At 73.4% G+C, this 25,554-nt stretch carries 26 protein-coding genes and 1 pseudogene; 13 read left to right on the top strand and 14 right to left on the bottom strand.

Annotated features, from left to right (window positions below; genetic code table 11):
* A pseudogene (locus ADY59_RS35400) lies at positions 1–180 on the top strand (pectate lyase); the annotation flags it as partial.
* A 103-nt stretch (positions 181–283) separates the two neighbouring features.
* Positions 284–1,840, top strand: coding sequence for a pectate lyase family protein (locus tag ADY59_RS35395; RefSeq protein ID WP_049571852.1), 1,557 nt, complete (start codon positions 284–286; stop codon positions 1,838–1,840).
* A gap of 117 nt (positions 1,841–1,957) precedes the next feature.
* Here the strand turns inward: ADY59_RS35395 and ADY59_RS35390 are convergent, their stop codons facing one another.
* The 6 genes from ADY59_RS35390 to ADY59_RS35365 all read right to left on the bottom strand — a co-directional run bounded on the left by ADY59_RS35390 (position 1,958) and on the right by ADY59_RS35365 (position 7,929).
* Positions 1,958–2,599 carry a response regulator transcription factor gene (locus ADY59_RS35390; protein ID WP_049571850.1) on the bottom strand — a complete coding sequence of 214 codons (642 nt, stop codon included), beginning with the start codon at positions 2,597–2,599 and terminating at the stop codon, positions 1,958–1,960.
* Positions 2,596–3,861, bottom strand: a complete 1,266-nt coding sequence (locus ADY59_RS35385) for a sensor histidine kinase (RefSeq protein WP_197094012.1) — start codon at positions 3,859–3,861, stop codon at positions 2,596–2,598. Before ADY59_RS35385 ends, ADY59_RS35390 begins: the two co-directional genes overlap by 4 nt.
* 8 nt (positions 3,862–3,869) lie before the next feature.
* On the bottom strand, positions 3,870–4,880 hold the full coding sequence (locus tag ADY59_RS35380) for a hypothetical protein (RefSeq protein ID WP_049571844.1): 1,011 nt from the start codon (positions 4,878–4,880) through the stop codon (positions 3,870–3,872).
* Between the two features lie 120 nt (positions 4,881–5,000).
* The gene (locus ADY59_RS35375) at positions 5,001–6,188 is read right to left on the bottom strand and encodes a cytochrome P450 (protein ID WP_049571842.1); all 1,188 of its coding nucleotides are present in this window, start codon (positions 6,186–6,188) and stop codon (positions 5,001–5,003) included.
* A gap of 73 nt (positions 6,189–6,261) precedes the next feature.
* Positions 6,262–7,023, bottom strand: coding sequence for a DUF4142 domain-containing protein (locus ADY59_RS35370; protein ID WP_156325927.1), 762 nt, complete (start codon positions 7,021–7,023; stop codon positions 6,262–6,264).
* A gap of 321 nt (positions 7,024–7,344) precedes the next feature.
* On the bottom strand, positions 7,345–7,929 hold the full coding sequence (locus ADY59_RS35365) for an ArsR/SmtB family transcription factor (RefSeq protein WP_063780885.1): 585 nt from the start codon (positions 7,927–7,929) through the stop codon (positions 7,345–7,347).
* Between the two features lie 68 nt (positions 7,930–7,997).
* On the opposite strand from ADY59_RS35365, the gene ADY59_RS35360 reads away from it, so the two are divergent.
* Together ADY59_RS35360 and ADY59_RS35355 are read left to right on the top strand one after the other, a co-directional pair.
* Positions 7,998–9,251: an MFS transporter gene (locus ADY59_RS35360; RefSeq protein ID WP_049571838.1), complete on the top strand. Its 1,254-nt coding sequence runs from the start codon at positions 7,998–8,000 to the stop codon at positions 9,249–9,251.
* 56 nt (positions 9,252–9,307) lie between these two features.
* Positions 9,308–10,117 carry a serine/threonine-protein kinase gene (locus ADY59_RS35355; protein ID WP_082310647.1) on the top strand — a complete coding sequence of 270 codons (810 nt, stop codon included), beginning with the start codon at positions 9,308–9,310 and terminating at the stop codon, positions 10,115–10,117.
* Here the strand turns inward: ADY59_RS35355 and ADY59_RS35350 are convergent.
* A complete protein-coding gene (locus ADY59_RS35350; RefSeq protein WP_049571834.1) occupies positions 10,114–10,866 on the bottom strand; it encodes a lysophospholipid acyltransferase family protein in 753 nt (250 codons plus the stop codon). The genes ADY59_RS35355 and ADY59_RS35350 overlap by 4 nt on opposite strands.
* A gap of 79 nt (positions 10,867–10,945) precedes the next feature.
* On the opposite strand from ADY59_RS35350, the gene dhaK reads away from it, so the two are divergent.
* Genes dhaK through ADY59_RS35335 form a run of 3 tightly spaced genes read left to right on the top strand, consistent with a single transcriptional unit; the run spans position 10,946 to position 13,001 of the window.
* Positions 10,946–11,926 carry a dihydroxyacetone kinase subunit DhaK gene (dhaK, locus tag ADY59_RS35345; RefSeq protein ID WP_049571831.1) on the top strand — a complete coding sequence of 327 codons (981 nt, stop codon included), beginning with the start codon at positions 10,946–10,948 and terminating at the stop codon, positions 11,924–11,926.
* On the top strand, positions 11,926–12,627 hold the full coding sequence (gene dhaL, locus ADY59_RS35340) for a dihydroxyacetone kinase subunit DhaL (protein WP_082310646.1): 702 nt from the start codon (positions 11,926–11,928) through the stop codon (positions 12,625–12,627). Before dhaK ends, dhaL begins: the two co-directional genes overlap by 1 nt.
* Positions 12,627–13,001 (top strand): PTS-dependent dihydroxyacetone kinase phosphotransferase subunit DhaM, encoded by a 375-nt coding sequence (locus tag ADY59_RS35335; protein ID WP_049571827.1) that lies wholly within the window; start codon positions 12,627–12,629, stop codon positions 12,999–13,001. Before dhaL ends, ADY59_RS35335 begins: the two co-directional genes overlap by 1 nt.
* Here the strand turns inward: ADY59_RS35335 and ADY59_RS35330 are convergent.
* The 4 genes from ADY59_RS35330 to ADY59_RS35315 all read right to left on the bottom strand — a co-directional run bounded on the left by ADY59_RS35330 (position 12,998) and on the right by ADY59_RS35315 (position 16,605).
* A complete protein-coding gene (locus ADY59_RS35330) occupies positions 12,998–14,692 on the bottom strand; it encodes a thiamine pyrophosphate-binding protein (protein ID WP_049571825.1) in 1,695 nt (564 codons plus the stop codon). The two genes, ADY59_RS35335 and ADY59_RS35330, sit on opposite strands and share 4 nt — an antisense overlap.
* Positions 14,689–15,486 (bottom strand): cyclase family protein, encoded by a 798-nt coding sequence (locus ADY59_RS35325; RefSeq protein WP_049571822.1) that lies wholly within the window; start codon positions 15,484–15,486, stop codon positions 14,689–14,691. The genes ADY59_RS35330 and ADY59_RS35325 overlap by 4 nt, the downstream gene beginning before the upstream one ends.
* Positions 15,487–15,550: 64 nt before the next feature.
* Complete coding sequence (locus tag ADY59_RS47770) at positions 15,551–16,156, bottom strand: hypothetical protein (protein ID WP_156325925.1); 606 nt, start codon at positions 16,154–16,156, stop codon at positions 15,551–15,553.
* A 20-nt stretch (positions 16,157–16,176) separates the two neighbouring features.
* Entirely contained in the window at positions 16,177–16,605 is a 429-nt protein-coding gene (locus ADY59_RS35315) for a CBS domain-containing protein (RefSeq protein WP_049571873.1), read from the bottom strand.
* A 154-nt stretch (positions 16,606–16,759) separates the two neighbouring features.
* Here ADY59_RS35315 and ADY59_RS35310 point away from each other — a divergent pair, with 154 nt between their 5' ends.
* Together ADY59_RS35310 and ADY59_RS35305 are read left to right on the top strand one after the other, a co-directional pair.
* The gene (locus tag ADY59_RS35310) at positions 16,760–18,154 is read left to right on the top strand and encodes an aminopeptidase P family protein (protein ID WP_049571819.1); all 1,395 of its coding nucleotides are present in this window, start codon (positions 16,760–16,762) and stop codon (positions 18,152–18,154) included.
* A 96-nt stretch (positions 18,155–18,250) separates the two neighbouring features.
* On the top strand, positions 18,251–19,780 hold the full coding sequence (locus ADY59_RS35305) for an alpha/beta hydrolase (RefSeq protein ID WP_063780883.1): 1,530 nt from the start codon (positions 18,251–18,253) through the stop codon (positions 19,778–19,780).
* A gap of 3 nt (positions 19,781–19,783) precedes the next feature.
* On the opposite strand, the gene ADY59_RS35300 is transcribed toward ADY59_RS35305, so the two are convergent.
* Positions 19,784–21,193 carry an FAD-binding oxidoreductase gene (locus ADY59_RS35300; RefSeq protein ID WP_197094011.1) on the bottom strand — a complete coding sequence of 470 codons (1,410 nt, stop codon included), beginning with the start codon at positions 21,191–21,193 and terminating at the stop codon, positions 19,784–19,786.
* Between the two features lie 139 nt (positions 21,194–21,332).
* On the opposite strand from ADY59_RS35300, the gene ADY59_RS35295 reads away from it, so the two are divergent.
* On the top strand, positions 21,333–21,956 hold the full coding sequence (locus tag ADY59_RS35295) for a 4'-phosphopantetheinyl transferase family protein (protein ID WP_231619047.1): 624 nt from the start codon (positions 21,333–21,335) through the stop codon (positions 21,954–21,956).
* Positions 21,957–22,027: 71 nt separating this feature from the next.
* On the opposite strand, the gene ADY59_RS35290 is transcribed toward ADY59_RS35295, so the two are convergent.
* Both ADY59_RS35290 and ADY59_RS53545 read right to left on the bottom strand, forming a co-directional pair.
* Positions 22,028–22,954 (bottom strand): cation diffusion facilitator family transporter, encoded by a 927-nt coding sequence (locus tag ADY59_RS35290; protein ID WP_049571872.1) that lies wholly within the window; start codon positions 22,952–22,954, stop codon positions 22,028–22,030.
* A 159-nt stretch (positions 22,955–23,113) separates the two neighbouring features.
* Positions 23,114–23,239: a hypothetical protein gene (locus tag ADY59_RS53545; RefSeq protein ID WP_269433668.1), complete on the bottom strand. Its 126-nt coding sequence runs from the start codon at positions 23,237–23,239 to the stop codon at positions 23,114–23,116.
* Positions 23,240–23,460: 221 nt separating this feature from the next.
* Between ADY59_RS53545 and ADY59_RS35285 the strand changes: the two genes are divergently transcribed.
* The 3 genes from ADY59_RS35285 to ADY59_RS52905 form a co-directional block, all read left to right on the top strand.
* A complete protein-coding gene (locus ADY59_RS35285) occupies positions 23,461–23,919 on the top strand; it encodes a MarR family winged helix-turn-helix transcriptional regulator (protein ID WP_049571808.1) in 459 nt (152 codons plus the stop codon).
* A gap of 59 nt (positions 23,920–23,978) precedes the next feature.
* Entirely contained in the window at positions 23,979–24,641 is a 663-nt protein-coding gene (locus tag ADY59_RS35280; protein WP_049571804.1) for an LppX_LprAFG lipoprotein, read from the top strand.
* A partial coding sequence (locus ADY59_RS52905; protein ID WP_231619046.1) for an MFS transporter occupies positions 24,638–25,554 on the top strand: 917 nt, incomplete at its 3' end. The genes ADY59_RS35280 and ADY59_RS52905, both read left to right, overlap by 4 nt.

The following is a 25,554-nucleotide window of genomic DNA, read 5'->3' as shown; positions in this document are numbered from 1 at the left end:
GCCGGGATCAACACCAACTGGGGCGACACCGCCAGGTTCAGCCGCATCACCGTGTACGGCAGCGCCACCATCTGCGAGAAGTACAAGGGCGTGCCGAAGGGCGGCGAGCCCAGCAAGATCGGCGAAGGCGCGGACGGCACCCACTGCCTGTACTCCGAGTCCGACATCACCCGCCGCTAGCTGTATCGGCCACCTCCTGCCCGGAGCGTCCGGGCAGGAGCCCGGCCCCGGAAGCCGTACCGGCAAACGCCTCCAGCGTTCGAACGACGAAGGTGAGACGAGCATGAGACGAGCAGTCGCCTTACGACTCAAGGCGGGGCTGGCCGCGACGGCCGTCGTGGCCGCGATAGGCGTGGCGCTACCCGCGTTCCAGGCGTCGGCGGCGGCCGGCGGCGTGACGGGCTACGCGGCCGTCAACGGCGGCACCACGGGCGGCGCGGGCGGGCAGACCGTGCGCGCCAGCACGGGCACCGCGATCCACGCGGCCCTGTGCGGCCGGGCCAGCAGCAGCACCCCGATCATCATCCAGGTCGAGGGAACCATCAACCACGGCAACACGGCCAAGGTCTCCGGCGACAGCTGCAACACCGCCGCCGGCGTGATCGAGCTCAAGCAGATCAGCAACGTCACGATCGTCGGGGTCGGCAGCGGCGCCGTCTTCGACCAGCTCGGCATCCACATCCGCGAGGCCAGGAACATCATCGTCCAGAACGTCACCGTCCGTAACGTCAAGAAGTCCGGCTCCCCCACGTCCAACGGCGGCGACGCCATCTCCATGGAGAGCAGCGTCCGCAACGTCTGGGTCGACCACGTCACCCTGGAGGCCTCGGGCGGGGAGTCGGAGGGGTTCGACGGCCTGTTCGACATGAAGAACGACACGCAGTACGTGACCCTGTCCTACAGCATCCTGCGCAACTCCGGCCGCGGCGGGCTCATCGGCTCCAGCGAGAGCGACCGCTCCAACGGCTTCATCACCTTCCACCACAACCTGTACGACACCCTCGATTCCCGCACGCCCCTGCTGCGCGGCGGCATCGCCCACATCTACAACAACTCCTACGTCAACCTGCGCGAATCCGGCATCAACTCCCGGGCCGGAGGGCGCGCCAAGGTGGACAACAACTACTTCAGGGACTCCAAGGACGTCCTGGGCACCTTCTACACCGATGAGGCGGGCTACTGGCAGGTCAGCGGCAACGTCTTCGACAACGTGACGTGGTCCAGCCCCGGCAGCGAGAACAACCCCGCCGGGCCCGACCCGCAGTCCAACACCACGGTCAGCATCCCCTACCCCTACACGCTCGACGGCGCGGCGTGCGTGCCGGACGTCGTCCGGCAGACCGCGGGGGCCGACAAGGGCCTGCGGGTGTCCGACGGCAGTTGCTCCCCCCAGACGCCCAGCCCGACCGCCACCCCGACGATCACTCCCACGCCGACGGTCACCCCGACGCCGACGATCACTCCCACGCCCGGCGGGCCCAACCTCAGCATCGGGGCCGGCTCCGACGGCTCCAGCAAGGCCGACGGAACCAGCTACGGCAACGTGCGCGACGGCGACATGAACACCTACTGGTCGCCGGACGGCCGGACCGGCGACATCTCCATCAAGTGGGGCTCCGCCACGACGGTGTCCAGGATCGCCGTCCGTGAGGCGTCAGGCTCCACGGGCGTCGTCGGGTCCTGGCAGGTCGTCGACCCCCGCAGCGGCTCCGTCCTGAAATCCGGAAGCGGGGCGGGTGTCATCACCTTCACCCCGGCCTCCCTGACCAAGATCACCTTCAGGATCACCGGCTCGACCGGCACCCCGAAGATCGCCGAATTCGAGACCTACGCCGGGTAGCGGCCCTCCGGCCGCACACCGGACGCCCGGTGTGCGGCCGGACGCGTCGTCGAGGGCCGGATCGCGGCCCCGGGGACGACCGGCGCGAGCGCGACAACCGGGCCGGCGGGAGCCGAACTACCGCTCCCCCGGGGTGACGACGCCGGATTCGTAGGCGAGGACCACCGCCTGGACCCGGTCGCGCAGCCCGAACTTGGTCAGGATGCGCCCGACGTGCGTCTTGACCGTGGCCTCCGACAGGAACAGCTCGGCCCCGATCTCGGCGTTGGATGCGCCCTTGGCGAGGCCGAGGAAGACCTCGCGCTCCCGCTGCGTGAGCAGCCCGAGCACCTCTTCCGGGTCGGCGCCCGGCTGGGCGACCAGGTGCCCGATGAGACGCCGGGTGGTGGACGGCGCGATGATCGAGTCGCCCCGGTGCACGTGCCGGATGGCGGCGATGATCTCCTCGCCGGGCGCGTCCTTCAGCATGAACCCGCTCGCCCCGGCGCGCAGCGCGGCCAGCGCGTGCTCGTCGAGGTCGAACGTGGTCAGCGCGAGCACCTTGGGCGGGTCGGCCAGCCGCTGGATCTCCCGGGTGGCGGTGACGCCGTCCATCCTGGGCATGCGGATGTCCATCACCACCACGTCGACGCGCCGCGACTCCAGAGCCTCCAGCGCCTCCAGCCCGTCGGCGGCCTCGGCGGCGACCTCCATGTCGGGCTGCGACCGCACGACCATGGTGAGGCCGTTGCGCAGCAGCTCCTGATCGTCGACGATCATGATCCTGATGATGGGAGGCTCCTCGGCTCATAGGGCACGGCGGCCGACAGCCGGAAGCCCGCCCCGGGCCGCCCGCCGGTCTCCAGGGTGCCTCCGACCATGCGGAGGCGTTCGCGCATCCCGGTCAGCCCTGCGCCCGCCTCCGCGCCGGCCGGTCCGGTGCCGTCGTCCTCGACGGTGATGTGCAGCCCGTCAGGACGCCACGCGAGCGTCAGGGCGGCGGTGGCCGACGGCCCCGCGTGCTTGATCACGTTGGTCAGCCCCTCCTGGATGACGCGGTAGGCGGTCAGGTCGACGGCGGGGCGCAGCGGCCGGGCGTCCCCGATCTCCTGTACGGAGACGCGTACGCCCGCACTGTGGACGTGGTCGAGCAGGTCGGCGAGGTCGCCGAGGCCGGGCTGCGGAGCGGTGCCGCCGTCGGCGCGCAGCACGCCGAGCAGGCCGCGCATGTCGCGCAGGGCGTCGCGCCCGACCCCGGCGATGGTGGCGAACACGTCGGCGCCGGGCGAGCCGGGGGCCGACAGCCTGCCTCCCTCGGCCTGGCTGACCATGACGGCGAGCGAGTGCGACACCACGTCGTGCATCTCGCGGCTGATCCGGTCGCGCTCGGCCCGCGCCGCCTCGGCCCGCTCGCGGGCGCGGTCGGTCTCGGCGCGTTCGGCCTTGGCCCTGAGCTCGGCCAGGAACAACGTCCGCACCCGGCTGAGGCGGCCCAGCGACCACAGGCACGCCGTCACGGCGAACAGGCCGGCCGACAGCCCGATCCGCCAGGCGACCAGGTCGTAGCCGCCCGAGGAGCCTCCCCACGAGGCCGGGTCCCAGAGGCGCGCCAGGACCAGGACCACCCCGGCCAGGGCGACGGCCAGGCAGGCCAGGCCGGGCAGGAGGCCGAGCCGGCCGGACACGGTGTAGAGCATCAGCCCGAAGACCAGCGAGCTGGGCAGCAGCACCGCCGGATAGTAGGCGCCGGCCGGGTCGTGCAGGGGCGGCAGCAGCACCAGCGTCAGCATCGCCGCGGCGGCCACGCCGTAGGCCGCCAGGGGGCTCAGGCGGCGCGGGACCACGCACGCGTGCAGCACCAGCAGCGCGGCTCCCGCGAGCAGGCGCAGGGAGAGCGGGCTGTCGGAGGCGCGCAGCAGGCTGACCGAGACCAGGCCGAGGGGCAGTGCGAGCAGGACGGCGAGCACGGCGTCGCCGCTCAGCTGGTGCCGGCTGAGAAAGGAGTCGACCGCGGCCTCGGCCGGGTACGGGGACTCTCTCACACCCGCCATTATGGTCGGCGGGCGTGAGCGGGGTCCCGGCGGCGGGCGAGGTAGGCCAGCGCGGCCACGGCCAGGGCCGCGCCCCACAGCGGCCACAGCATCTCCGGGAGCCAGGCGCCCAGCTCGTCGCCCGCTCCGGGCGGGCCGACCTGCTCGCCGCTGATCTTCTTGCGTACGTACATCAGCCCGGCGGACGTGATGGGCAGGGCCGCGACCAGTGCCGCGTAGGCGGGCAGGCGCGCCGGGACGGGCCGCCCGCGCAGGAACGGCACCCAGCGCGGCCAGATCTCCCCCCACGGCCGGACCAGGCCGAGGGTGAGGAGCGCGCCGAGGAGCCCGACAGCGCCGAGGCCGGCGCCGATCGGCGTGATCTCGGCGATGTAGGCGAGGAACTCGTCGCTGATCCCGACGGGGACGCCCAGCAGCCAGCCGAAGCGGGTGACGGCGTAGACGACGGGGACGGCGACCGCGACGGCCACGGCGTACCGCCCGGCCTGGAGCGCGCCGGCGGCGCCGGGCCGCGCGGGCCCCGCGAGCAGCGCGCGCGTCCCCACGACCATCAGGCTGACGCCGGCCGCCATCAGGATCAGCAGGTTGACGCTCGGCCAGGTCAGCATTGCCGCGATCAGCGAGAACCCGGCCTGACCTGTGAGCACGGCGACGAGCATCACCGGCAGGTACCCGGCGGTCATCATGATGCGCACGTCCGGCAGGAGCACCGCCAGGCCCGCCCCGGCCACGACGGCCGCGACGGCGGCGGCCCGGTTGAGCCGGCCCCGCGCGGCGAGCACGGCGACGACGCCGGCCACCAGCGCGGCCACCGCCAGCACGCTCCCGCCGGCCGCGGCCGGAAGGGGATCGAGCAGGGTGCTGCCCGGGCCGGGACCGCCGGCGTCGAAGGGGTATCCGGGCCCGCCGAGGGCCCAGAGCGGGCCGAGGGCCAGATAGCTCACCGACCAGGCGGCGATGATCAGGACGGGGGCCGCCGAACGGCGCTTTCCCGGTTGAGAGGTGTTCACCCGGCTCAATCTGCCGTCGCGGCGGGCCCCCGCACATCGTCGCGAGGTCGCGACAGGGTCATCCTGAGGTCGTGAGGTCGCGAGGTCGCGACGGGTCATCCTGAGTCGCGAGCCGGGGCGCTACCAGGTGACCGGGAGCCGCCACACCCCGTACACCAGCGCCGACTCCCGCAGCGGCACCTCCTCGGGCGGGACGGCCAGGCGCAGCCCCGGGAAGCGGCCGAACAGCGCGCGGAAGCCGATGCGCATCTCGATGCGGGCGAGCTGCTGGCCGAGGCACTGGTGGACGCCGTGGCCGAAGGCCAGGTGCTGGCGGGCTTCGGCGCGGTCGAGGCGGAGTGCGCCGGGGTCGGGGAAGCGGCCGGGGTCTCGGTTGACGACCGGCAGGGCGAGCACGACGGTCTCGCCCGCGCGCACGAGCTCGCCGCCCACCTCGACGTCCTCCAGGGCGGCGCGGCTGGGGGCGCCCAGGTGGAGGATGGACAGGTAGCGCAGCAGTTCCTCGACCGCGGTCTCGGTGAGCGAGGGGTCCCGGCGGAAGTCGTCGAGCCGGTCGGGGTGCCGCAGGAGGGCGAAGGCGCCGAGGGCGAGCATGTTGGCGGTGGTCTCGTGCCCGGCGACCAGGAGCGTCAGGGCGATGTTGGTGAGCTCCTCGTCGGTCAGGTCGCTGCCGGTGACGAGGCCGCCGAGCAGGTCGTCGCCGGGCCGCGCGCGGTGGCGCCGGACGAGGTCGCCGAGGTAGCCGGCGAGCTCCCCGACGGCCGTCGTGGCCTGCGCCTCGGAGGCGGCCAGGTCGAGGGCGACGGATGTGCGCTCCTGGAAGAAGGCGTGCTCGTCGTACGGGACGCCGAGCAGCTCGCAGATGACCAGGGACGGCACCGGCAGGGCGTAGGCCTGGACCAGGTCGGCGGGCGGGCCCGCCTCGGCCATGGCGTCCAGGCAGTCCGCGGTGATCTCGGCGATGCGCGGTTCCAGCCGCCGCATCCGCTGGACGGTGAACCGGCCGGCGAGCAGGCGCCGGTAGCGGCTGTGCGCGGGTGGGTCCATGCCGCCGAACCAGCCGGGCGCCGCCGTCCCGCCGGCGCCGGAGGGGCGGACGTTGGGCCGGGGCAGCGCGGAGTGCCTCAGCTCGGCCCGCACGCTGAAACGCGGGTCGGCCAGGACCTGGCGGGCGGGCTCGTACGCGGTCACCAGCCAGCCCTCGTGGCCGTCGGGGAAGACGTGCCGGCCGACGGCGGGCCGGTCGGCGAGCCCGGCGGGCGGGTCGAACGGGCAGCCGGGGATGCGGCGGGTGGGCAGATCGGTCATGGCGGCTCCTTCCATCGTTATGAGAGTAGCCTCTCATTTGAGAGTCTACTTCCACAACGTTTCCGGGGCCTCGTCAGACGGGTGGCGGCGTGGGGAACGACTCGGGGCCGGTCAGACCGGTGCTCTCCAGCAGGCGCTGATGGTTGAGCACCGCCGCGTTGCACGTCTCGGCGAACTTGCGGACGAGGGTGTTCTGGGTGCTGCCGCGCACAGCGCCGATCAGGCCGAAGATCTGCCCGTGCGCCAGCCGCAGCCACTTCACGAACGTGACGTCGTAGTCACGGCCCGACCTGCCGGAGATGTCGGCCATCCAGCGTTGCTGCGTCTCGGTGGGCTCCACCGGCAGCCGGATGTCGAACCGCTTGGCCAGCTCCCGGGCCTCGACGTCCAGCCCGTGGTGCTGCTCGGCGATCTCCTCGCTGATCGTGCGCACCTTGGCGCTGTTGCCCCGCTGGATCGCCTCCTGCGCGATCGTCATCTCCCACAGCGTCGCCAGCCGTACCTTCTTGATCAGGTCGCGGTCGGCGGCGGACAGCGGCCCGAACTCGGTCGGCCACGTGCGCCCGTCCCCCTGGCCCGGCGTCGGCGCGGCGGCCGGAGCCCCCGCAGGGTCGGCGGCCGGGTCGGGGGCGGCCGGGTCGGCGGCGGGGGCGGCGGTCGGGTCGGTGAGGCTGGTGGCGGGCGGGGCCAGCTCCTCCTCCGGGATCTCCGTCTCCAGGATGTCCGCCACCCGCGCCGTGTCCGCGCCGGGCACGGCCGCCGGGGCGCCGCAGGCCGTCAGGAGCACGGCGGCGCAGCAGGCGGCGAGAACAGGACAGCCATGTCGGGGTCGCACGTGCCGTCATCCCTTCCGGTGGTCGCGATCACCTTGGGGTACGCGGGCGGCCGCGCAAGTGTTCACCGTCATAGCGGTACGTCATCGATCGCGACCGCATCCCGAGGAGACCCACGCGAAAGGGTCCGGACGGCCCCTCGGCGGGAGGTGCGCGGGCCGCCCGCGGCGCGGCCGCCGGCAGGCGCGCAGGCCACGAGAGGGCGGCGGCACCACCGGTGGATCGCCCGCTCCGGCGGCGGCGCCGCCGCCCGGCCCCTCACGCCTACCTGACACTACGAGCTGATCCGCGGGCGGGCACCGGGGCGTGACCCGGGGATGTCCCTAGGGCTCGGTGACGCCCACCGGCAGGACGTCGAAGTGGATCACGACGCGCCCGGTGCCGCCGGTCTCGCGGGGCCGGGCGTCGGACCGCGCCCGGTAGCGTTCCAGCACCTCGAACACCTCGTCGCGCAGTTGCCGGGTCTCCCCCGGGGTCAGGCGCAGGGAGCGCCGGCCGAAGCCGCTCGCCTCGGCCCACTCCCGGGGCGCGCCCGCCTCCTCCGCGCGCCACCGGGTCAGCTCGGCGCCGCGCTGCCGTACCAGGTCGTCGAGGAGGAACTCCAGCGCGCCGGCCGCCTCGGGGTCGGCGGGCGCGTCGCCGTAGGAGAAGCCGCCGGGCACCACCCGCCAGTATTTCTCCTTGCCCCGCCCCAGCTCCGGCGCGACCTCGATCATCTCGTGCCGGGCCAGCTCGCGCAGGTGGTAGCTGGTGGCGCCGGTGTTCTGCCCCACCAGGGCGGCGAGCTGGGTCGCGGTGGACGGGCCGCGCTCGTCCAGCAGCTCGTACAGGCGCAGGCGGAGGGGGTGGGCGAAGGACTTGAGCGCGTTCGCGTCGAGATTCCTGGCGGAATAGCTCTTGCCGGACATCCGTTTGCACACCTATCTTTGCAAAGAACTGCTTGCACACTTTTCCTTACACACTATCGGAGTACCGGGTGTCCCGTCTCGGCCGATCGTTCGGCTTCCTGCTGTCGTCCACCGCACTGTCGAACCTGGCCGACGGCGTGCTCAAGGTGGGGGCGCCGCTGCTGGCGGTGTCGTACACCCGCTCCCCCGCCCAGGTCGCGCTCGTCGGCGCGGCGGCCACGCTGCCGTGGCTGCTGTTCGCGCTGCCCGCCGGGGCGCTCGCCGACCGGCTGGACCGCAGGCGCATCATGGTGGTCGCCGACGTGCTGCGCGCGGGCGTGCTCGTCGCCGCCTCGGCCCTGGCCTGGCTGGGGCTGATGAACCTGTGGGTGATGCTGGCCGCCGTCCTGCTGGCGAGCGTGGCCGAGGTGCTGGCCGACACCTCCGCGCAGTCCGTGCTGCCGATGGCGGTCGCGCCGGAGGGCCTCACCCGGGCCAACGGGCGCCTGCAGAGCGCACAGATGATCGGCAACGAGTTCGCCGGCTCACCCGTCGCGGGCGTGCTCGTCACGCTGCTGCCCGCCGCCGTCTTCGGCGGGCCCGCCCTCCTGTACGGCGTGGCGGGCCTGCTCCTGCTGGGCATGCGGGGCTCCTACCGGCAGGCGGGCACCCGGCAGCCCATGGCCAGGGACATCGCCAGGGACATCGGCGAGGCGCTGCGCTGGCTGTGGTCGCAGCGGTTCCTGCGGTCGCTGGCCCTGGCCGCCGGGACGCTCAACTTCGCCAGCGCCGCCTACTGGGGCGTGTTCGTGCTCTGGCTGGTCGGCGACGAGTCGCGGTTCGGTCTGGAGCCCAGCGCCTACGGGCTGATGCTGACCGTGTTCGCCGCCGGAGCCGTGGCCGGGTCGCTGGTGTCGGAGCGCGTCACCGGGGTCCTCGGCGAGGGCCGGACCCTGATCGGCATGTGGCTGCTCAACGCCCTGCTGCACCTGGTGCCGCTGTTCGTGCCCGTCACCTGGCTGCTCTACCCGACGGCGCTGCTGTGGGGCGTGTCGGGGGCGGCGGCCAACGTGCTCGTCATCTCCACGCGGCAGCGGCTGATCCCCGCCGCGCTGCTGGGCCGGGTGAACGCCGCCTACCGGCTGATCGGCATGGGCGGGATGCCCGTGGGGGCCGCGCTCGGCGGCGTGGTGGCCGAGACCGCCGGGCTGCCTGTCGTGTTCGTGGGGGCCGTCGTCGTGTCGGTCGTGGCCATCGGCCTGCTCTGGCGTGTCGTTCACGATCGAATTTCCGCGCCGTTGACCAGCCAACCTACGATTCCCGACATATCCAGATCACGTTAGGCACCCATAGGCGCGCGCGGAGATGACATGATTACCCCTGTCTATGAGGGGATGGTATGCGGCGGGAGATCGGCGGACGGTACCTCCTGAACGAGGAGGCCGGTCGTGGGGGCATGGGCGTCGTCTGGCGCGCGTTCGATCAGCTTCTGCACCGTGAGGTGGCGCTCAAGGAGCTGACGCTCGCCGGCGAGGCCGAGATGGTGCGCCGGCGCGTCCTGCGGGAGGCGCGGATGGCGGCCCGGCTCAGCCACCCCAACATCGTCACGGTCCACGACCTCATGGAGGAGAGCGGCAAGCTCTGGATCGTGATGGAGTACCTCGACGGGCTGTCGCTGCACCAGTTGCTCTCCCAGGTCGGCACCCTGCCGGCGCAGTCGGTGGCGGCCATCGGCCAGCACCTGCTCGCCGCGCTGCGCACCGCCCACCAGGCCGGGGTGCTGCACCGCGACGTCAAGCCGGCCAACGTCATGCTGACCGGCGAGCGGGTCGTGCTGACCGACTTCGGCATCGCCACCGCCGAGGGCGACATCCGCATGACGACCTCGCGGCGGCTGCGCGGCACTCCCGCGTTCATGGCTCCCGAGCGGCTGTACGGCGGCCCGGCCAGCAAGGAAGCCGACATGTGGTCGTTCGGCGCCACCCTCTACAGCGCCATCGAGGGCCAGCCGCCCTACCCGGGACAGGACGCCGCGACCGTACTGGGGATGGCCCGCAGCGGCCGCTTCCCGCCGCCGCGCCGGGCCGGCGTGATGCGCCCGCTCATCGAGGGCCTGCTGCACCACGACCCGGTGCGCCGCTTCACCCCGGAGCAGACCGCGGGGCTGCTGGCGGGCATGCGCGCCAGCAGCTATCAGGCGGCGATCTAGTCTTCCCGCTTGGCGGCCCTGGCCTCGGCCTCGGCCGCGTCCATCGCGGCGGCCTCCTCGGGGGTCGGCGCGCTGCCTCCCAGGTGCGCCGGCTGCCACCACACGCCCGGCGGGATCTCCGGATAGGTGCGCTGCGCCCGGTCGACCAGCGCGCTCAGGCGCTCGTGCAGGTCGGCGGCGTGCTGGTTGACGTCCTCGCCGCGCTTGGGGTGCATCGGCTCGCCCACCAGGATCGTGATCGGCACGTGCCGCTGCAGCAGTTGCTTCTTGCGGCCCTTGGTCCACAGCCGCTGGCTGCCCCACAGCGCCACCGGGATCACCGGGACCTTGGTCGCCTGGGCCATCCGGATCGCGCCGTTCTTGATCTCCTTGACGGTGAACGACCGGCTGATCGTCGCCTCGGCGAACACGCCCACCACCTCGCCGGCCTTCAGCATGCGCAGCGCCGTCGCGTACGAGCCCGCGCCCGCTCCCCGGTCGACCGGGATGTGGTGCATGCCACGCATCAGCGGCCCGGAGATCCGGTGGTCGAACACGTCCTGCTTGGCCATGAACCGCACCAGCCGCTTGGACGGCAGCGCCCCGAACCCGGCGAAGATGAAGTCGAGATAGCTGATGTGATTGCTCACGAGCACCGCGCCGCCGGATCGCGGCACGTTGTCGGTGCCCTCCAGATGGAAGCGGTAGTCGAGCACGCGAAAGAGGGTCCGCGCGGCGGCGATCACCGGCGGGTACACGATCTCAGCCATGTGCAGACGGTAGCCTACCCGGCCACCCGCCCACGCCGGGGTGCTTGCGCCCGGACTTCAACGGGCAGATGTTCAGACCATGAAGAAGCTCATCAACACGGCGGAGTCCGTGGTCGAGGACGCGCTGAACGGCCTGGCCGCCGCTCATCCGTCGCTGCGGGTGCGCGACCGCGTGGTCTACCGGGCCGACGCGCCACGGCGGGGGAAGGTGGCGCTGGTCTCCGGCGGCGGCTCCGGCCACGAGCCGCTGCACGCCGGCTTCGTCGGCCACGGCATGCTGGACGCCGCCTGCCCGGGTGAGGTCTTCACCTCGCCGGTGCCGGACCAGATCCTGGACGCCACCATGGCCGTCGACGGCGGCGCCGGCGTGCTGCACGTCGTCAAGAACTACACCGGCGACGTGCTCAACTTCGAGATGGCCGCCGAGCTGTGCGCGGGCGTCGAGGTGGCGAGCGTGCTCGTCGACGACGACGTGGCGGTGCGGGACTCCCTCTACACGGCGGGCCGTCGCGGCACCGGCGCCACCCTGTTCGTGGAGAAGATCGCCGGGGCGCTCGCCGAGGAGGGCGCCCCGCTGGCGGAGGTGGCCCGGGTGGCGGGCGAGGTGGACGAGCGCAGCCGCTCGTTCGGCATCGCGCTGACCTCCTGCACCTCCCCCGCCGCCGGCAAGCCCACGTTCGACCTGCCCGGTGACGAGGTGGAGCTGGGCATCGGCATCCACGGCGAGCCCGGCAGGGCCCGCGTCCCGATGGCGTCGGCGCGGGAGCTGGCCGCGATCGCGATGGAGGCCGTCCACGGCGACCTGCCGCTGCGCGGCGACCTGCTCGTCATGGTCAACGGCATGGGCTCGACCCCGCTGATGGAGCTGTACGTGGTCTTCGCCGAGGTGGAGTCGTTCGTACGGGGCACGGGGGCACGGGTGACGCGCTCGCTGGTGGGTAACTACGTGACGAGCCTGGACATGCAGGGCTTCTCGGTGACCGTGTGCCGGCTCGACGACGACCTGACGCGCCTATGGGACGCACCGGTCGAGACTCCGGGGCTGCGCTGGGGGCGCTGATGGACGGCGGGACGGACAGCGAGATGCACGGCGGGACCGGCGGCGGGCTGGACGGCGGGCTGGACGGCGGGCTCGACGGCGGGCTCGACACCGCCTTCTTCCTCGCCTGGTTCGAGGACGCGGGCCGGCGCGTGCGGTTGCAGCGCGACCGGCTGACCGCGCTCGACGCCGCCATCGGCGACGCCGACCACGGCACGAACCTCGACCGCGGCTTCACCGAGGTGCGGCAGGCGTTCGCCGAGTGGCCGCCGGGCACGCCCGTGCAGGCGCTGGTGTCGGCCGGCACGACGCTGATCCGCCGCGTCGGCGGGGCCTCGGGGCCACTGTACGGCTCGGCGTTCCGGCAGATGGGCAGGAGCATGGACACGCCGGTCACGCAGGCCGTGTTCGCCGCGGCGTTCGAGTCGGGGGTGCGGGCGGTGGAGCGGCTCGGCAAGGCGGCACCGGGCGACAAGACCATGCTGGACGCGCTGGTGCCCGCCTCCAGGGCGCTGACGCGGGCCGTACAGGAGGAGATCGCGACGCGGGAGGCGTTCGAGCGGGCGGCGCGCGCGGCCGAGGAGGGTGCGCGGGCGACGATCCCGATGCGGGCCCGCCGGGGGCGGGCCAGCTATCTCGGCGAGCGCAGCGTCGGGCACGAGGACCCCGGGGCTGCCTCGGCGGCGATCATCATGGCGGCGCTCGCGGCGGTGGCGTCCTGATGGTCGGCCTCATCCTCATCTCGCACAGCGCCGGGCTCGCCGCCGAGGTGGCCGCGCTCGCCACCTGCATCGCCGGTGAACGGGTGCGGATCGCGGCGTGCGGCGGCACCGGCGACGGCCGCACCGGCACCAGCGTCGACCTCATCGACCAGGCCGTCACCCAGGTGGACGAGGGCGACGGCGTGGTGCTCATCCCCGACCTGGGCAGCTCGGTGCTCACCGCCCGGCTGCTGGTGGAGCCGGGCCGGGTGGTGCTGGCCGACGTGCCGTTCGTGGAGGGCGCGATCGCCGCGGCCGTGGCCGCGGCCGGCGGCGCGCCGCTGGCCACCGTGCTCTCCGCCGCCGAGGAGGCCCGCACCCAGCGCAAGCTCTAGTGGCCCCGGAACGCCTCCTCCAGCCACCAGGAGGCGTGCTCGCGGGTGACCTTGGCGTGCACGAGCAGCGGCCGGTCGCGCGGCCCCTTCAGCCAGCCGGCCACCCCGGCCAGGTCCGCCGCCTCGCCCACGGTCACGGCGGCGAACCCGTGTCCCCGGGCCACGGCCGCCAGGTCGGCCGGCGGGAACCGCACGGTGTCCAGCTCGTCGCCGTGCGGCCCGAAATGGTGCACCTCCGCGCCGTAGGCCTCGTCGTCGTACACCACGACCACCATCGGCAGGCCGAGCCGCACGACCGTCTCCAGCTCGGCGGCGCTCATCCAGGCGCCGCCGTCGCCGAGCGCCGCCACCGGCAGCCGGTCCGGCCGGGCGACGGCCGCCCCGATGGCGCTGGCCAGCCCCAGCCCGACCGCCTGGAACGCCTGCGTGAAGCAGAATCCCGCCTCGTCGGGGACATCCATGAACATGGCCGGATATCCCATGAAATTCCCGGAATCGGTGGCCAGGATCCGCTCGGCCGGGAGCAGGTCGTCCAGGCCGATGCTGAGCGTCCTCGGGTCGATCCGGCCGCCGCCGCTCTCGTCCCGGTAGGGCACGGCCCGCCACCGGCCCTCCGCCCGGATCCGGCGCGCCACCTCCGGCGACCGGTAGCCGGCGGCCGGTGCGGCCTCGGATCCGAGCGCCGCAGCGGCCGCGCGCGCCACGCTGGCCACGTCGCCGATCACCCCCAGGCCGGCCGGCACGTGCCGGCCCACGGCATCGGGGTCCAGATCCACCTGGACGACCCTCGCGCCGGGGCCGATGAGCGCGCCGTGGCGGGTGGTCCACATGTTGAGCGCGCACCCCCAGCCCACCACCAGGTCGGCGTCCCGGATCAGCTCGGCGGCCAGCGGGGTGGCGAACCCGCCGCTCACGTCCAGGTCCCACGGGCTCCCCCGGAACAGGCCCCGCGCGACGGCCGACGTCGCCAGCAGCGCCCCGGCCCGCCCGGCCAGCTCCGCCACCTCCGCCCGCGCCCCGCGCGCCCCGCGCCCCGCGACGAACACCGGCCGCCGCGCCTCACGCAACATCCCGGCGAACACGCCGAGGGCCTCTCCACCGGCCAGGGCGTCCTCTGCCGCGGAGCTCGGGGTCCCTTCGGGCGCGGGGGACGCCGTACCGGCGCCGTGCGGGGACGCGGGCCGCTCTCGCGCTGCCGGCGGGTCACCGGCGTCGGCGGACTGGAGGCCGAGGGGGAGGTTGAGGACGACGGTGCGGCGGTCGTCGCGGGCCAGGCGGAACGCCTCCAGCGCTTCGGCGACGGCCGTGGCCGGGGAGGTGAGGCGGACGGCGAGGGCGCCGACCGAGCGGGCCAGGGCGTCCTGGTCGATGTGGAAGTTGGAGCGCGCGTCGGTGGCCTCGCCGGTCAGGACGACGAGCGGGGTGCGGCTCTTGGCGGCCTCGGCGATGCCGGTGATCGCGTTGGTGAGGCCGGGCCCCTGGTGGACGGTGACGACGCCGACCTGCCCGCTCATCCGGGCGTACGCGGCGGCCATGGTCGCCGCGCCGCCTTCGTGGCGGGCCGCGACGAACCGCACGCCGTGCCGTACGAGGGCGTTGGTGACGTGGAAGTTGCCGCTGCCGACCACCCCGAACGCGACCCTGGCCCCGGCGCCGGCCAGGGCCCGGCCGACGGCTTCGGCGACGATCACCGCGCCTGCCCGGGGTCGCCGCCGCGCTCGACCAGGGCGAGCACCCGCACGGGGCTGCCGGAGCCGCCGAGGATGGGCAGCGGCGGGGCCACCACGACGGCGCCCGTCACCGGCAGGCGGTCGAGGTTGCGCAGCTGGGTGAGGCCGTACTTGCCGGCGCCGAGCAGGTAGGAGTGGCACGGGAAGGCCGGGTCGAAGGAGTGCGCGGCGCCCGCGTCGGTGCCGACGGTCTCGACGCCGAGCCCGAGTACGGGCGTCTCCTCGGCCAGCCACCTGGCGCATTCGACGGAGACGCCGGGGGTGTGCGGGCCGGTCTCGTTCGCGTTGAGGAAGGCGGCCTGGTCGGCGGAGCGGGAGTCCCAGCCGGTGCGGTAGAGGAGCCAGCCGCCGTCGGGCAGCGGGCCGTTGGCGCGTTCCCACTCCTTGACGTGGTCGATCTGGAGGAGGAAGTCGGGGTCCTTGGCGGCCTCGGCGGCGAAGTCGAGGACGACGGCGGGGGCGAGCAGGCTGGAGACGGGCACCTGCGACACGTCCTGGCCGTCGCGCGCGGTCACCCAGTGGACGGGCGCGTCGAAGTGGGTGCCCGTGTGCTCGCCGGTGTGGATGTCGTTCCAGTACCAGGCGGGGCCGCGGTCGTCGTAGCGGCTGATCTCCTCCAGGCGGAACGGGATCGTGTTGCCGAACGGCTCGGGGAGCTGGAGGATCGGCGTCTCCGGCGAGAGGGGGGCGGTCAGGTCGATCACCTCGATCGAGCCGTTCCGTACGCTGTCCACGAAGCTCCGCAACACCGACATGTCATCCTCCTTGGTGGGCTGAGGGAATCCTCCTACGCGGGTGTGGCCTCCGCAAACACCGCTTTCACGCCTTGGTCCACTCGGCGCAGCCGCCGGTCTGGAACGACTTGTCCGTGGCGAGGATGGTGACGGTGGCGGGGCCCGTCGGCATGCCGGCGTCGAGCACGTCGGCGACGTCGGCGGCGGTGCCCTTCATCCGGGCCCAGTAGCACGCCTGGGAGGCGGTCACGGGACCGGTCGTGCGGTACGTGCCGGGCTGGATGTCCACACCCACCACGAGGGTGCGCAGGGTGGCGACGTTCCCGGAGACGGGCCCGGTGGTGGCGGCCGGGGCGTTGGCGGGCGGGGTGCCGGTGCCGGGCATGCCGGTGTCAGGGGTGCCGGTGCCGGGCGGTATGCCCGTGTCGGGCGCGCCGGTGCCCGGCGGCGTGCCGGGATCGGGCGCGGCGGTCCCGGGCGGGACGTCGCCGGACGGGACGTCCCCGGGCGTGGCCGCCGGGCCCTCGACCGTCACCGTGACCCGGGGCGCGGGGGCGGTGCCGGCCTCGCCCGAGCCGAGCCCGGCGAAGAAGCCGATCAGGAAACCGAGGACGGCGGTCATCCCCGACACCAGCAGGATGATCGTCGGACTGCTGGACGCGCGAGGGTATTCGGGGGGCCCGTACATCACCGGACCAGGGTGCCACCCGCTCAGCGGTGAAGATAGTCCACCAGCGACGCCTTCTCGGTCTCCAGCTCCTCGATGGCGCTCTTGACCACGTCGCCGATGCTGACGATGCCGACCAGGCGGCCGTCCTCGACCACGGGCATGTGCCTGACCCGGTGCGTCGTCATCATCTTGCGCAGCTCGTCGACCCGGTCGCCGGGCCCGACGGTGCGCACCTCGGCCGTCATGATCGAGGAGACCGGCTCGGCGAGGATGGCGGCGCCCCGGTCGTGCAGGCGGCGCACCACGTCGCGCTCGGACACGATGCCGTCGATCGTCGCGCCGTCGGCGGAGACCACGACCGCGCCGATGTTGTGCTCGGCGAGCTTGGCCAGCAGGTCGAGGACGGTGGCCTCCGGCGCCACCGTCGTGACGTCGCTTCCCTTGCCGCGCAGGATCGTCCCGATGAGCATCTGCACCACCTCGGCTCTGAGTTACCCCGGCGGGCACTCGGTTAAGCACGTGCGTCCTAGGCAAGCAACCGGGGTGGGAGCCCGTCAAGGAGTCACGTAAGCTGCCGTACCGAAAGTCCGGAAAAATCACGATTCACCTGCGGAGAAACGCCTGATGAACGAGCCGCTCAACACCGGGAGCCACGACCTGCCGATCACCGGGGAGCTGGCCGCGTTCATGCGGACGGGCTGGGCCGACACGCGGCGCACGGACATCGCGGCGCTGCCGGTCGCGCCGTGGGCGGCCAAGCGGCGGGCGGCCCTGGCCGGCCGGTTCCCCGGGGAGCGGCTCGTGGTGCCGTCGGGGCGGCTCCGGGTCCGCAGCAACGACAGCGACCACCGGTTCCGCCCGCACAGCGCGTACGCGTACCTGACGGGCGCCGGCGAGCCGGACGACGTGCTCGTCATCGAGCCGTCCGGCGAGGCCAGGCTGTACGTGCGGCCGCGCTCGCCCCGCGAGCAGGGCGAGGAGTTCTACCGCGACCGCCGCTACGGCGAGTTCTGGGTGGGCCGCAGGCCGGACCTGGCCGAGGCGTCGGAGCTCTACCAGGTGGAGTGCGCGCACATCCGCGAGCTGGACCTCAAGGGCCCGGCGCGGGTGCTGCGCGGGGTCGACCCCGCGGTGGACGCGACGGTCGAGCCGGGCGGCGGCGACGCCGAGTTCGAGAGCTTCCTGTCCGAGATGCGGCTGATCAAGGACGAGTGGGAGATCGGCGAGCTGCAGGCGGCCGTCGACGCCACCGCGCGCGGCTTCGAGGACGTGGTGCGGGCCCTGCCGCAGGCGCTCGGGCACCCGCGCGGCGAGCGTTACCTGGAGGGCGTGTTCGGGCTGCGCTCGCGGCTGGAGGGCAACGCGACCGGCTACGACAGCATCGTCGCCTCGGGGGCGCACGCCTGCGTTCTGCACTGGATCCGCAACGACGGCCCGCTCGACCCGGCTCACCTGCTGCTGCTCGACGCGGGCGTGGAGTCCGACACGCTCTACACCGCCGACGTCACCCGCACGCTGCCGCTGTCGGGCCGCTTCGGCCCGGTGCAGCGGCAGGTCTACGAGCTGGTGTACGAGGCACAGACGGCGGCGATCGCCACGCTGCGGCCGGGCGCCCGCTTCCGCGACTTCCACCTGGCGGCCATGCGCGTCATCTGCGAGGGGCTGCACGGGTGGGGCCTGCTCAAGGAGTCGCCTGACACGCTCATGGAGACCGGCCTGTACCGCCGCTACACGCTGTGCAGCAGCGGCCACATGCTCGGCCTGGACGTGCACGACTGCGCCAGGGCCCGCGCGGAGGTCTACCTCGACGGCGTCCTGGAGGAGGGGCAGGTGCTCACCGTCGAGCCCGGCCGCTACCTGCAGCCGGACGACCTGACGCTGCCGGCGGAGTTCCGCGGCCTGGGCGTGCGCATCGAGGACGACCTGGTGATCACGGCCGACGGCGCGCGGCTGATGTCGGACGCGCTGCCCCGGCACCCGGACGAGGTGGAGTCCTGGATGGCGGGATCGCCGCGCTGACGTAGGTCGGGAGGATGACCCCGATCTCCTCCTCCAGTCGGATGGTCTTGTCGGGAGATCCGGTCGATGATCGTGTCCCCGACGATTGGACGCGCAGTGCGAAGACCTGTCCTGATCCTCTCGCTCCTCCTCACCCTGGTCGTGTCGCTGTCGCCGGTCGCCCCGGCGGCGGCGAGCGCCGGGGCGATCGCCTGGGTGCCGTGCGCCGAGGACCCGGCCGCCGAGTGCGGCACGCTGACCGTGCCCGTCGACTGGCGCGAGCCGCGCGGCGAGACGTTCGAGCTGGCGGTGGCCCGGCGCCGGGCGAGCGATCCGGCGGCCCGGATCGGCTCGCTGGTCATCAACCCGGGCGGCCCCGGCGGGTCCGGCGTGGACGCCGTGGTGCAGGGCTGGCTCGGCTTCACCCCGGAGATCACCAGCCGCTTCGACGTGGTGGGCTTCGACCCGCGCGGCGTGGCGCGCAGCCACCCGATCATGTGCTCGGTGGAGCTGCTCCTGCAGGCCCCGGATCCGCTGTCGATCAAGGACCAGGCCGGTTTCGACGCGCTGCTGGCGCACAACCGGCGCTACCGTGACGACTGCCGGGCCCGCACCGGGCCGCTGTTCGACCACGCCGACACCGGCAGCGTGGTGCGCGACCTCGACGCGCTGCGCGCCGCGCTCGGCGACGACAAGCTCACCTACTACGGCATCTCGTACGGCACGCTCATCGGCCAGCTCTACGCCGAGCGGTTCCCGCGCCGGGTCCGCGCGCTGGCGCTCGACAGCAACATGGACCACAGCCTGGGCACGCGCGGGTTCCTCGACTCCGAGACGTGGACCGCCCAGGACTCCTTCGACGAGTTCGCCGCCTGGTGCGGGCGCACCGCGACGTGCGCGCTGCACGGCAGGGACGTGCGCGCCCTCTGGGCGGACCTGCTGGCCCGGGCCGGGCGCGGCGAGCTGAGCCTGCCGGGCCGGCCAGAGGTGAAGCTGAGCCGATTCGACCTGATCTACGAGGCGTTCGGCGCGTTCTACGGCCCGGCGTTCAAGCAGCTGGCCGAGTTCCTGGCGGCACTCGACAGCGGCGCGGCCACGGCCCGGGCCATCCTCACGCCGCCGTCCGCCACCGCCGGCCAGGCGGTCAACGACCCGACGCGCGTCCTGTGCCTGGACTACCTGCTGCCCGTCCGCGACCACCGGGAGTACGAGCGCCACCTGCGCAGGTCCGAGCGGATCGCGCCGGACATGCTCGCCAGCCCGCTGGGCTTCTCGGTCACCGCCTCGTGCCTGGGCACCGAGGCGCCGATCCCGAACCCGCAGCACCGGCTGCGCGTCGACGGCGCGCCCCCGCTGCTGCTGGGCAACGCCCTCCACGATCCCGCCACGGGCTACCCGTGGGCGAAGAGCACGGCGCGGCAGATCGGCCGCGAGGCCAGACTGATCACCTACGAGGGCTGGGGTCACGGCGTCTACGGCCGCGGCGACTGCCCGACGCGGGCGATCGACGGCTATCTGGTCTCCCTCGACCCGCCGGACCGGGGCGCCAGGTGCCCGGCCGTGCCTCCGGCCGAGGTTTCCCTCCTGCGCGACCGGCCGCCGACCGGCCCGATCCCGGGGCTGCCCGGCTACCGGTTCAGCTTCTGACGGTCACGGCCGGGGCGGTTCCCCCCGCCCCGGCCGGGGCCTGACGTTGGCGTTCAGGTGGAAGACGTTGTCCGGGTCGTAGGCGGCCTTGACGGCCGCCAGCCGGTCGTACTTCGCCCCGTACGAGGCGCGCACCCGGTCCTCGTCCCGGTCGGCGATGAAGTTCACGTACGTGCCCGTGCCCCGGGCGTACGGGCGCAGCGCCTCCCAGGCGGAGCGCGCCCACTCCCGCTCTCCGTCCAGCGCGCCCCCGTCCGGCGTGAGCCCGACGACGGACATCGTGTAGTGCGGCTCCCGGCTGCCGCCGAACGCCGTGGCGTCGTCGTCCCCGGCGGTGAAGGCGCCGTCGAGCCGGAAGGTCGGCATGAACGACAGCGGCGAGGACTTGCCCGCCGCCTGCTCGCACACGGCCGTCATCGCCTCCGGCGTGAGCTCGGGCAGGTCGAGTGCCTTCTCGTACGCGGCGATGCCCCACGGCGCGCTCTCGTCGAGCAGCGACTGCAACTGCGTGTACGGCATCGGCGAGACGAACTCGAACAGCGGCTCCAGCTCCCGCCTGATGGAGTCGAGCACGGCCTCGTGCCGCTCGGCCGTGGAGAACCCGGCCACGATCAGCGCGTGGCCGGGACGCAGCCGGTGCTCCTCCGGCACGAACGGCGCGGGCGGGGCGCTCATCCCGAAGCCGATCAGCACGCCGGCGTCGGCGGGCAGGTTCGTCGCGGCGGCGTCGATGACCTCGGCGGCCTCCCTGCCGCGTTCGGCCTCCCAGAACAGCACGGCGACGTGCACGGACGGGCCGACGGGGTGCAGCCGGAAGGTGAACGCGGTGACGACGCCGAAGTTGCCGCCGCCGCCGCGCACGGCCCAGAACAGGTCCGGATGGTCGCGCGCGGAGGCGTGCACCTGCTCGCCGCCGGCCAGCACCAGGTCGGCCGATTCGAGGTTGTCGATGGTCAGCCCGTGCTTGCGGGTCAGCCAGCCGAACCCGCCGCCGAGCGTCAGGCCGCCGATGCCGGTGTGGCTGATGGTGCCGCCGGGCGTGGCCAGGCCGTGCGCCTGCGTCGCGGCGTCGACGTCGGCCCAGGTGGCGCCGCCGCAGCAGACCGCGCTGCGGGTGGCGGGGTCGACGTCGACCAGGCGCAGCGGGCTGAGGTCCAGCATGAGACCGCCGTCGGTGACGGCCGAGCCGCCGAAGCCGTGGCCGCCGCCGCGCACGGAGATCTCCAGGCCCTCCTCGCGGGCGAAGGTCACGCCGGCCGAGACGTCCTCCGGTCCGCTGCAGCGGACGATCACGGCGGGGCGCCGGTCGATGGCGCCGTTCCAGATCGAGCGCAGCACGTCGTACTCGGTGTCGTGGCGGGTGACGACCCGCCCGGCGCAGCGGTCCCGGAGCTTGTCGAGCTCGGATTTCATCAGCTGAACCATGCCGCCACCCCCAAGTGCGCGACTTATCACGAAATATCACTTAATCCTAGGATTTGTCTGGATTCAGGAGGGTTGGCGGGCGGTGAAATCCGCCTCAAATTCCGCACGGAGAGGTACGATCCACCCGGTGACGATCACTCCTGCGACGGCCGTCGCGGCGGCCATGGGCGGCCGGCCGGACGAAGTGCGCGCGCCCCGGGAGTGGCTGACGGAGGTCGAGCGGGAGCGGGCCGGACGGTTCCGCTTCCCCGCCGACCAGGTCGCCTTCACCGCCGCCCATCTGCTGGTACGGCTCTGCGCCGGCCGGGTGCTCGGCGCCGATCCCGGCACGCTGACGCTGGCGCAGCACTGCGACGTGCACGGTCCGGGGCACGGCAGGCCGTACCTGGTCGAAGCCCCCGAGCTGGGCGTGAGCCTCAGCCACACGCGGGGCTACGTGTGCGCGGCGGCGGGGCCGGGGCGCGTCGGCGTGGACGCCGAACGGGTGCCGCCCGGCCCGCTCGACACGACGCTGGCGCCGATCGCGCTCACCCCGGCCGAGCTGGCGGGGGTGCGCGGCAACGAGGACCTGATCCGGCACTGGGTCCGCAAGGAGGCGCTGATCAAGCGGGGCGAGCTGACCCTCGCCGGGATGGGCACGGCCGAGCCGGACTGGACCGGCCGGCACCTGCTGGAGTGGCGCGTGGAGCCGGACATCCTGGTGGCCGCGGTCACCGACTCCCCCGCCACCCGCCTGCCCATCTCCGGATGATCGGGGTGCGCGTTCCGCGAGAAGCCGGTCGAGGAGCGCGCCGCGGACGGGACCGCCCAGCGGCGCCCGTACTAGCGGCGGCGGGTCGGGGTGGGGTCGAGGAAGACCTGGGTGATGCCGGGGAAGCGCTCGCGCAGCCTGCGGTCCACCTCGTCACAGGCGATCTCCACACCGCCGGCGCGGACCTCGTCCCGGAAGTCGATCTTCGCCGCGACGAGGAACCGGCCCGGCCCGATGACCATCGTGAGCAGCTCGACCACGTCCTCCACCTCGGGCTGCACGATGAGCACCGCGCGGATGCCGGTCTCGATCGGCCGGGGTGCCGCCTGGCCGATGAGCAGCGACAGGTTCGACTGGATGAGCGTGAGCGCGACACCGAGCAGCAGCACGCCGATCAGGATCGAGGCCGCCCCGTCCCACAGCGCCGACCCGGTGAGCTGCGAGCCGAGCAGCCCGAGCGCCGCGATGACCAGCCCGGCGAGCGCGGCCGCGTCCTCCAGCAGCACCGCCTTGAGCGCGGTGTCGGACGTCTTCCTGGCCAGCCGCAGCGGGCTGACCCGCCAGCGGCCCGCCTCGCCCCGCAGTTGCCGGTATGCCTTGAGGAAGGACACGCCCTCGATGACGAACGAGACCGCCAGCACCACGTACGCCGGGGTGAGGGCGGACAGCTCCTCGCCGTGGGCGATCTCGTGCACGCCGTGCGTGATGGAGAACCCGGCGCCGCCGGCCAGCGTCGCGAACGCCGCCATCATCGCCCAGAAGAACCCCGCCTTGCCATATCCGAACGGATGCCGCCGATCGGCCGGTTTGCCGGAACGCCGGACGGCGACCAGCAGCAGGACCTCCGTCACCGTGTCGGCGGCCGAGTGCGCGGCCTCCGACAGCATCGCCGCCGACCCGCTGACGACGCCCGCCAGGAGCTTGGCCACCGCGATGGCCAGGTTGGCCGCCCCGGCCACCAGGACGGTGCCCAGGCTCTCCCCAGACTTCTCCCCCACCCTCGTCACTCTACGTGCGCTAGATTGGGGATCTTGACATCCTTGCCCTCGTGAGCGAGGGGGAATCCCACGGTCGCCCGCGGGGTTTCCTGCTCCATCGCCGGTCGCCTGTCCGAGAGGAGGTTCTCGTTGAGGTCTTGCGCCAGCTCCACAGGCGTTTCAGCGCTCCGCCGGCCCGGCGGCGAGCACGTTCCCGGCCGCGTTCACGTCCGGGCCGCAGACCGCACGGGCCGGCCGGCGGTTCTTGACCATGTCACGGACCGCCAGGTCATCCACGGCGATCACTTGGTTCTCGCGAACAAGCCGTGGGGTGACCTGGTGCGGACAGGCGACCTTCAGCCTGACCTCGGCCCGGTCGCTCCGCGCTCCGGCGCACGCATGGGGTCTGGAGCCGCGCGTTCGTCCGATACGTCAGCGGGCCCGCAGACAGCCGATCCCATGCCCTGCGGGGCGAGGCGTCCGCTCCCTCCCCCGCCCGAAGACGCGGCTTCCCCCGGAGGTAACTGATGAGCACGCCTCGCTGGCTTTCCCCCGCCGAGCAGCGTGCCTGGCGAACCCACCTGGCTCTGCACAAGCTCCTCATGCACCGCCTGGACCGGGAGCTTCAGGAACACGCCCTGTCACTGAACGACTACGAGATCCTGGTCAACCTGTCCGAGAGTCCCGGCAGGCGGATGCGGATGAGCGACCTGGCCGACGCCACCATCCAGTCCCGCAGCCGGCTGTCGCACCAGATCTCGCGGATGGAGGCCAAGGGCCTGGTGACCAGGGAAGACTGCCGCGACGACCGGCGCGGCACGTTCGCGGTGCTGACCGACGAGGGCTGGGAGACGATCCAGCGGGTGGCGCCCGACCACGTGGCCGGGGTGCGCGAGCATTTCGTGGACCGGCTCACCGACGACCAGCTCAGGGAGCTGGAGTCGGCCTACGGGCCGATCGTGGACCATCTGAAGAAGCTCCGCTGACACGCAACCGATATGGCCGGGGCCGCCCGGCTGTCCGTGCCGCTCGCTACGATCCGCTCATGCTGAGAAAGCTGCTCGTGGTGGTCCTGGCCGTCGTGGCCCTGTCGGCCTGCTCGTCCGCCGGTGGCGACGGCGGCGTGAAGCTGCCCGCCGGGCCCGAGCTGATGCGCCGGGCCGCCGAGGCGATGAAGACGGTCAAGTCCGCCTCGTTCACCATCGCCACCGAGGGCAAGCCCAACGTGCCGGTCAAGAAGGCCGACGGGCGGCTCACCGCCGCCGGCGACGCCGACGGGACGATCACGCTGGAGGTGTTCGGCAGCCTGCAGGAGGTGTCGTTCGCGCTGATCGGCGACAAGGTCCACTTCAAGGGGCCGACCGGCGGCTTCCAGGAGATGACCCGGCAGCAGCTCGCGCAGCTCTACGACCCGTCGCTGATCCTCGACCCGGCCAAGGGCATCCCGGGGCTGCTCGGCACCGCGTCCTCCCCCCTCGTGCGGGCCGAGGAGGACGGCGCCTACCAGGTCGACGTGGCCTTCTCCGGCCAGGCGCTGAGCACGCTGGTGCCCGGCGTCACCGAGGGCGTCAACGGCACCGTGTGGGTCGAGCGGGCCAGCAGCAGGCTCATCAAGGTCCTGCTGCAGCTGCGCGACGGCACGGTGACGGTCGCGTTCGCCGACTACGACGCGCCGGTGTCGATCACGCCGCCCCCGTCCGCCGGATGAGGGGCGCCCGCCGGGTCGTGCTCGGCGTGGGCGGGGCGGTGGTGCTGCTCGCCGCCCTCGACGCCTACGTGGTCGTGACCGTCCTCATCGACATCGCCGCCGACCTCGGCATCCCGCTCAACCGGCTGGAGCGGGTCACGCCCGTGGTCACCGGGTTCCTGCTCGGGTACGTCGCGGCGATGCCGCTGCTGGGCCGGCTGTCCGACCGGTTCGGTCGGCGGCCGCTCATCCACGCGTGCCTGGCGGCGTTCGCGGCCGGGTCGGTGCTGACGGCGCTGGCGTCCGGTGAGGTGATGGTGGTGGCGGGACGCACCGTCCAGGGCGTCGCCGGGGGCGCGCTGCTGCCGATCACCATGGCGCTCATCGGCGACCTGTGGGGCGAGCGGGAGCGTCCGCTGGCCCTCGGCGCGGTCGGCGCCGCCCAGGAGCTCGGCAGCGCCCTCGGGCCCGTCTACGGCGGTCTCCTCGCCGGTGTCCCCGCCGCCTCGTTCCTGGGGCTGGAGGTGGGGGGCTGGCATGCCATCTTCTGGATCAACGTCCCCCTCACCCTCGCCGCCGCCCTGGCCGTCCACTTCGCCCTCCCCGCCACCACCCCGCGCCTCCCCCCGCCGGAGGCCCTGCCCTTCCCGGGCAGCCGCCCACCGCGGGCGGGACTTCCCGCCACGGAGAGAGTCCCCTCCCCGGAAGAGATCCCCTCGAAGGAGCAGCATTCGCCGCACGCGGGAGTTCCCGCCTCGGAAGGACTCCCGTCGCCGGAGGAGGTCCTCTCCCTGGAGGGGGTGCCCCCGGTGGAGATGCATGCGGCGGCGGGGGTTCCCGCCGCCGGGGAAGGGCTTCCCTCCCCGGAGGGGGAGGAGCTTTCGCCCTCGGCGGGATCCGCCCCGGACGGGGTCGCCGGGGTGAGTGCGGGGTC

Origin of the sequence: Nonomuraea sp. SBT364, assembly GCF_001083785.1 — a bacterium.
In the GTDB taxonomy this organism is placed as follows: Bacteria; Actinomycetota; Actinomycetes; order Streptosporangiales; family Streptosporangiaceae; genus Nonomuraea.
The sequence above is the reverse complement of the archived record's forward strand: the minus strand, read 5'-3'. Positions and strand labels throughout refer to the sequence as shown.

Bases quoted from the DNA above. Each gene is read 5' to 3' on its own strand.
- ADY59_RS35350 (WP_049571834.1), bottom strand. From the start codon at position 10,866: ATGGCTGAGATCGTGTACCCGCCGGTGATCGCCGCCGCGCGGACCCTC.
- ADY59_RS35315 (WP_049571873.1), bottom strand. From the start codon at position 16,605: ATGCTCATCGGGACGATCCTGCGCGGCAAGGGAAGCGACGTCACGACG.
- ADY59_RS35395 (WP_049571852.1), top strand. From the start codon at position 284: ATGAGACGAGCAGTCGCCTTACGACTCAAGGCGGGGCTGGCCGCGACG.
- ADY59_RS35300 (WP_197094011.1), bottom strand. From the start codon at position 21,193: ATGAAATCCGAGCTCGACAAGCTCCGGGACCGCTGCGCCGGGCGGGTC.
- ADY59_RS35365 (WP_063780885.1), bottom strand. From the start codon at position 7,929: ATGTCCGGCAAGAGCTATTCCGCCAGGAATCTCGACGCGAACGCGCTC.
- ADY59_RS35325 (WP_049571822.1), bottom strand. From the start codon at position 15,486: ATGTCGGTGTTGCGGAGCTTCGTGGACAGCGTACGGAACGGCTCGATC.
- ADY59_RS35390 (WP_049571850.1), bottom strand. From the start codon at position 2,599: ATGATCGTCGACGATCAGGAGCTGCTGCGCAACGGCCTCACCATGGTC.
- ADY59_RS35280 (WP_049571804.1), top strand. From the start codon at position 23,979: ATGCTGAGAAAGCTGCTCGTGGTGGTCCTGGCCGTCGTGGCCCTGTCG.
- dhaK (WP_049571831.1), top strand. From the start codon at position 10,946: ATGAAGAAGCTCATCAACACGGCGGAGTCCGTGGTCGAGGACGCGCTG.
- ADY59_RS35310 (WP_049571819.1), top strand. From the start codon at position 16,760: ATGAACGAGCCGCTCAACACCGGGAGCCACGACCTGCCGATCACCGGG.
- ADY59_RS35375 (WP_049571842.1), bottom strand. From the start codon at position 6,188: ATGACCGATCTGCCCACCCGCCGCATCCCCGGCTGCCCGTTCGACCCG.
- ADY59_RS35355 (WP_082310647.1), top strand. From the start codon at position 9,308: ATGCGGCGGGAGATCGGCGGACGGTACCTCCTGAACGAGGAGGCCGGT.
- ADY59_RS35285 (WP_049571808.1), top strand. From the start codon at position 23,461: ATGAGCACGCCTCGCTGGCTTTCCCCCGCCGAGCAGCGTGCCTGGCGA.
- dhaL (WP_082310646.1), top strand. From the start codon at position 11,926: ATGGACGGCGGGACGGACAGCGAGATGCACGGCGGGACCGGCGGCGGG.
- ADY59_RS35335 (WP_049571827.1), top strand. From the start codon at position 12,627: ATGGTCGGCCTCATCCTCATCTCGCACAGCGCCGGGCTCGCCGCCGAG.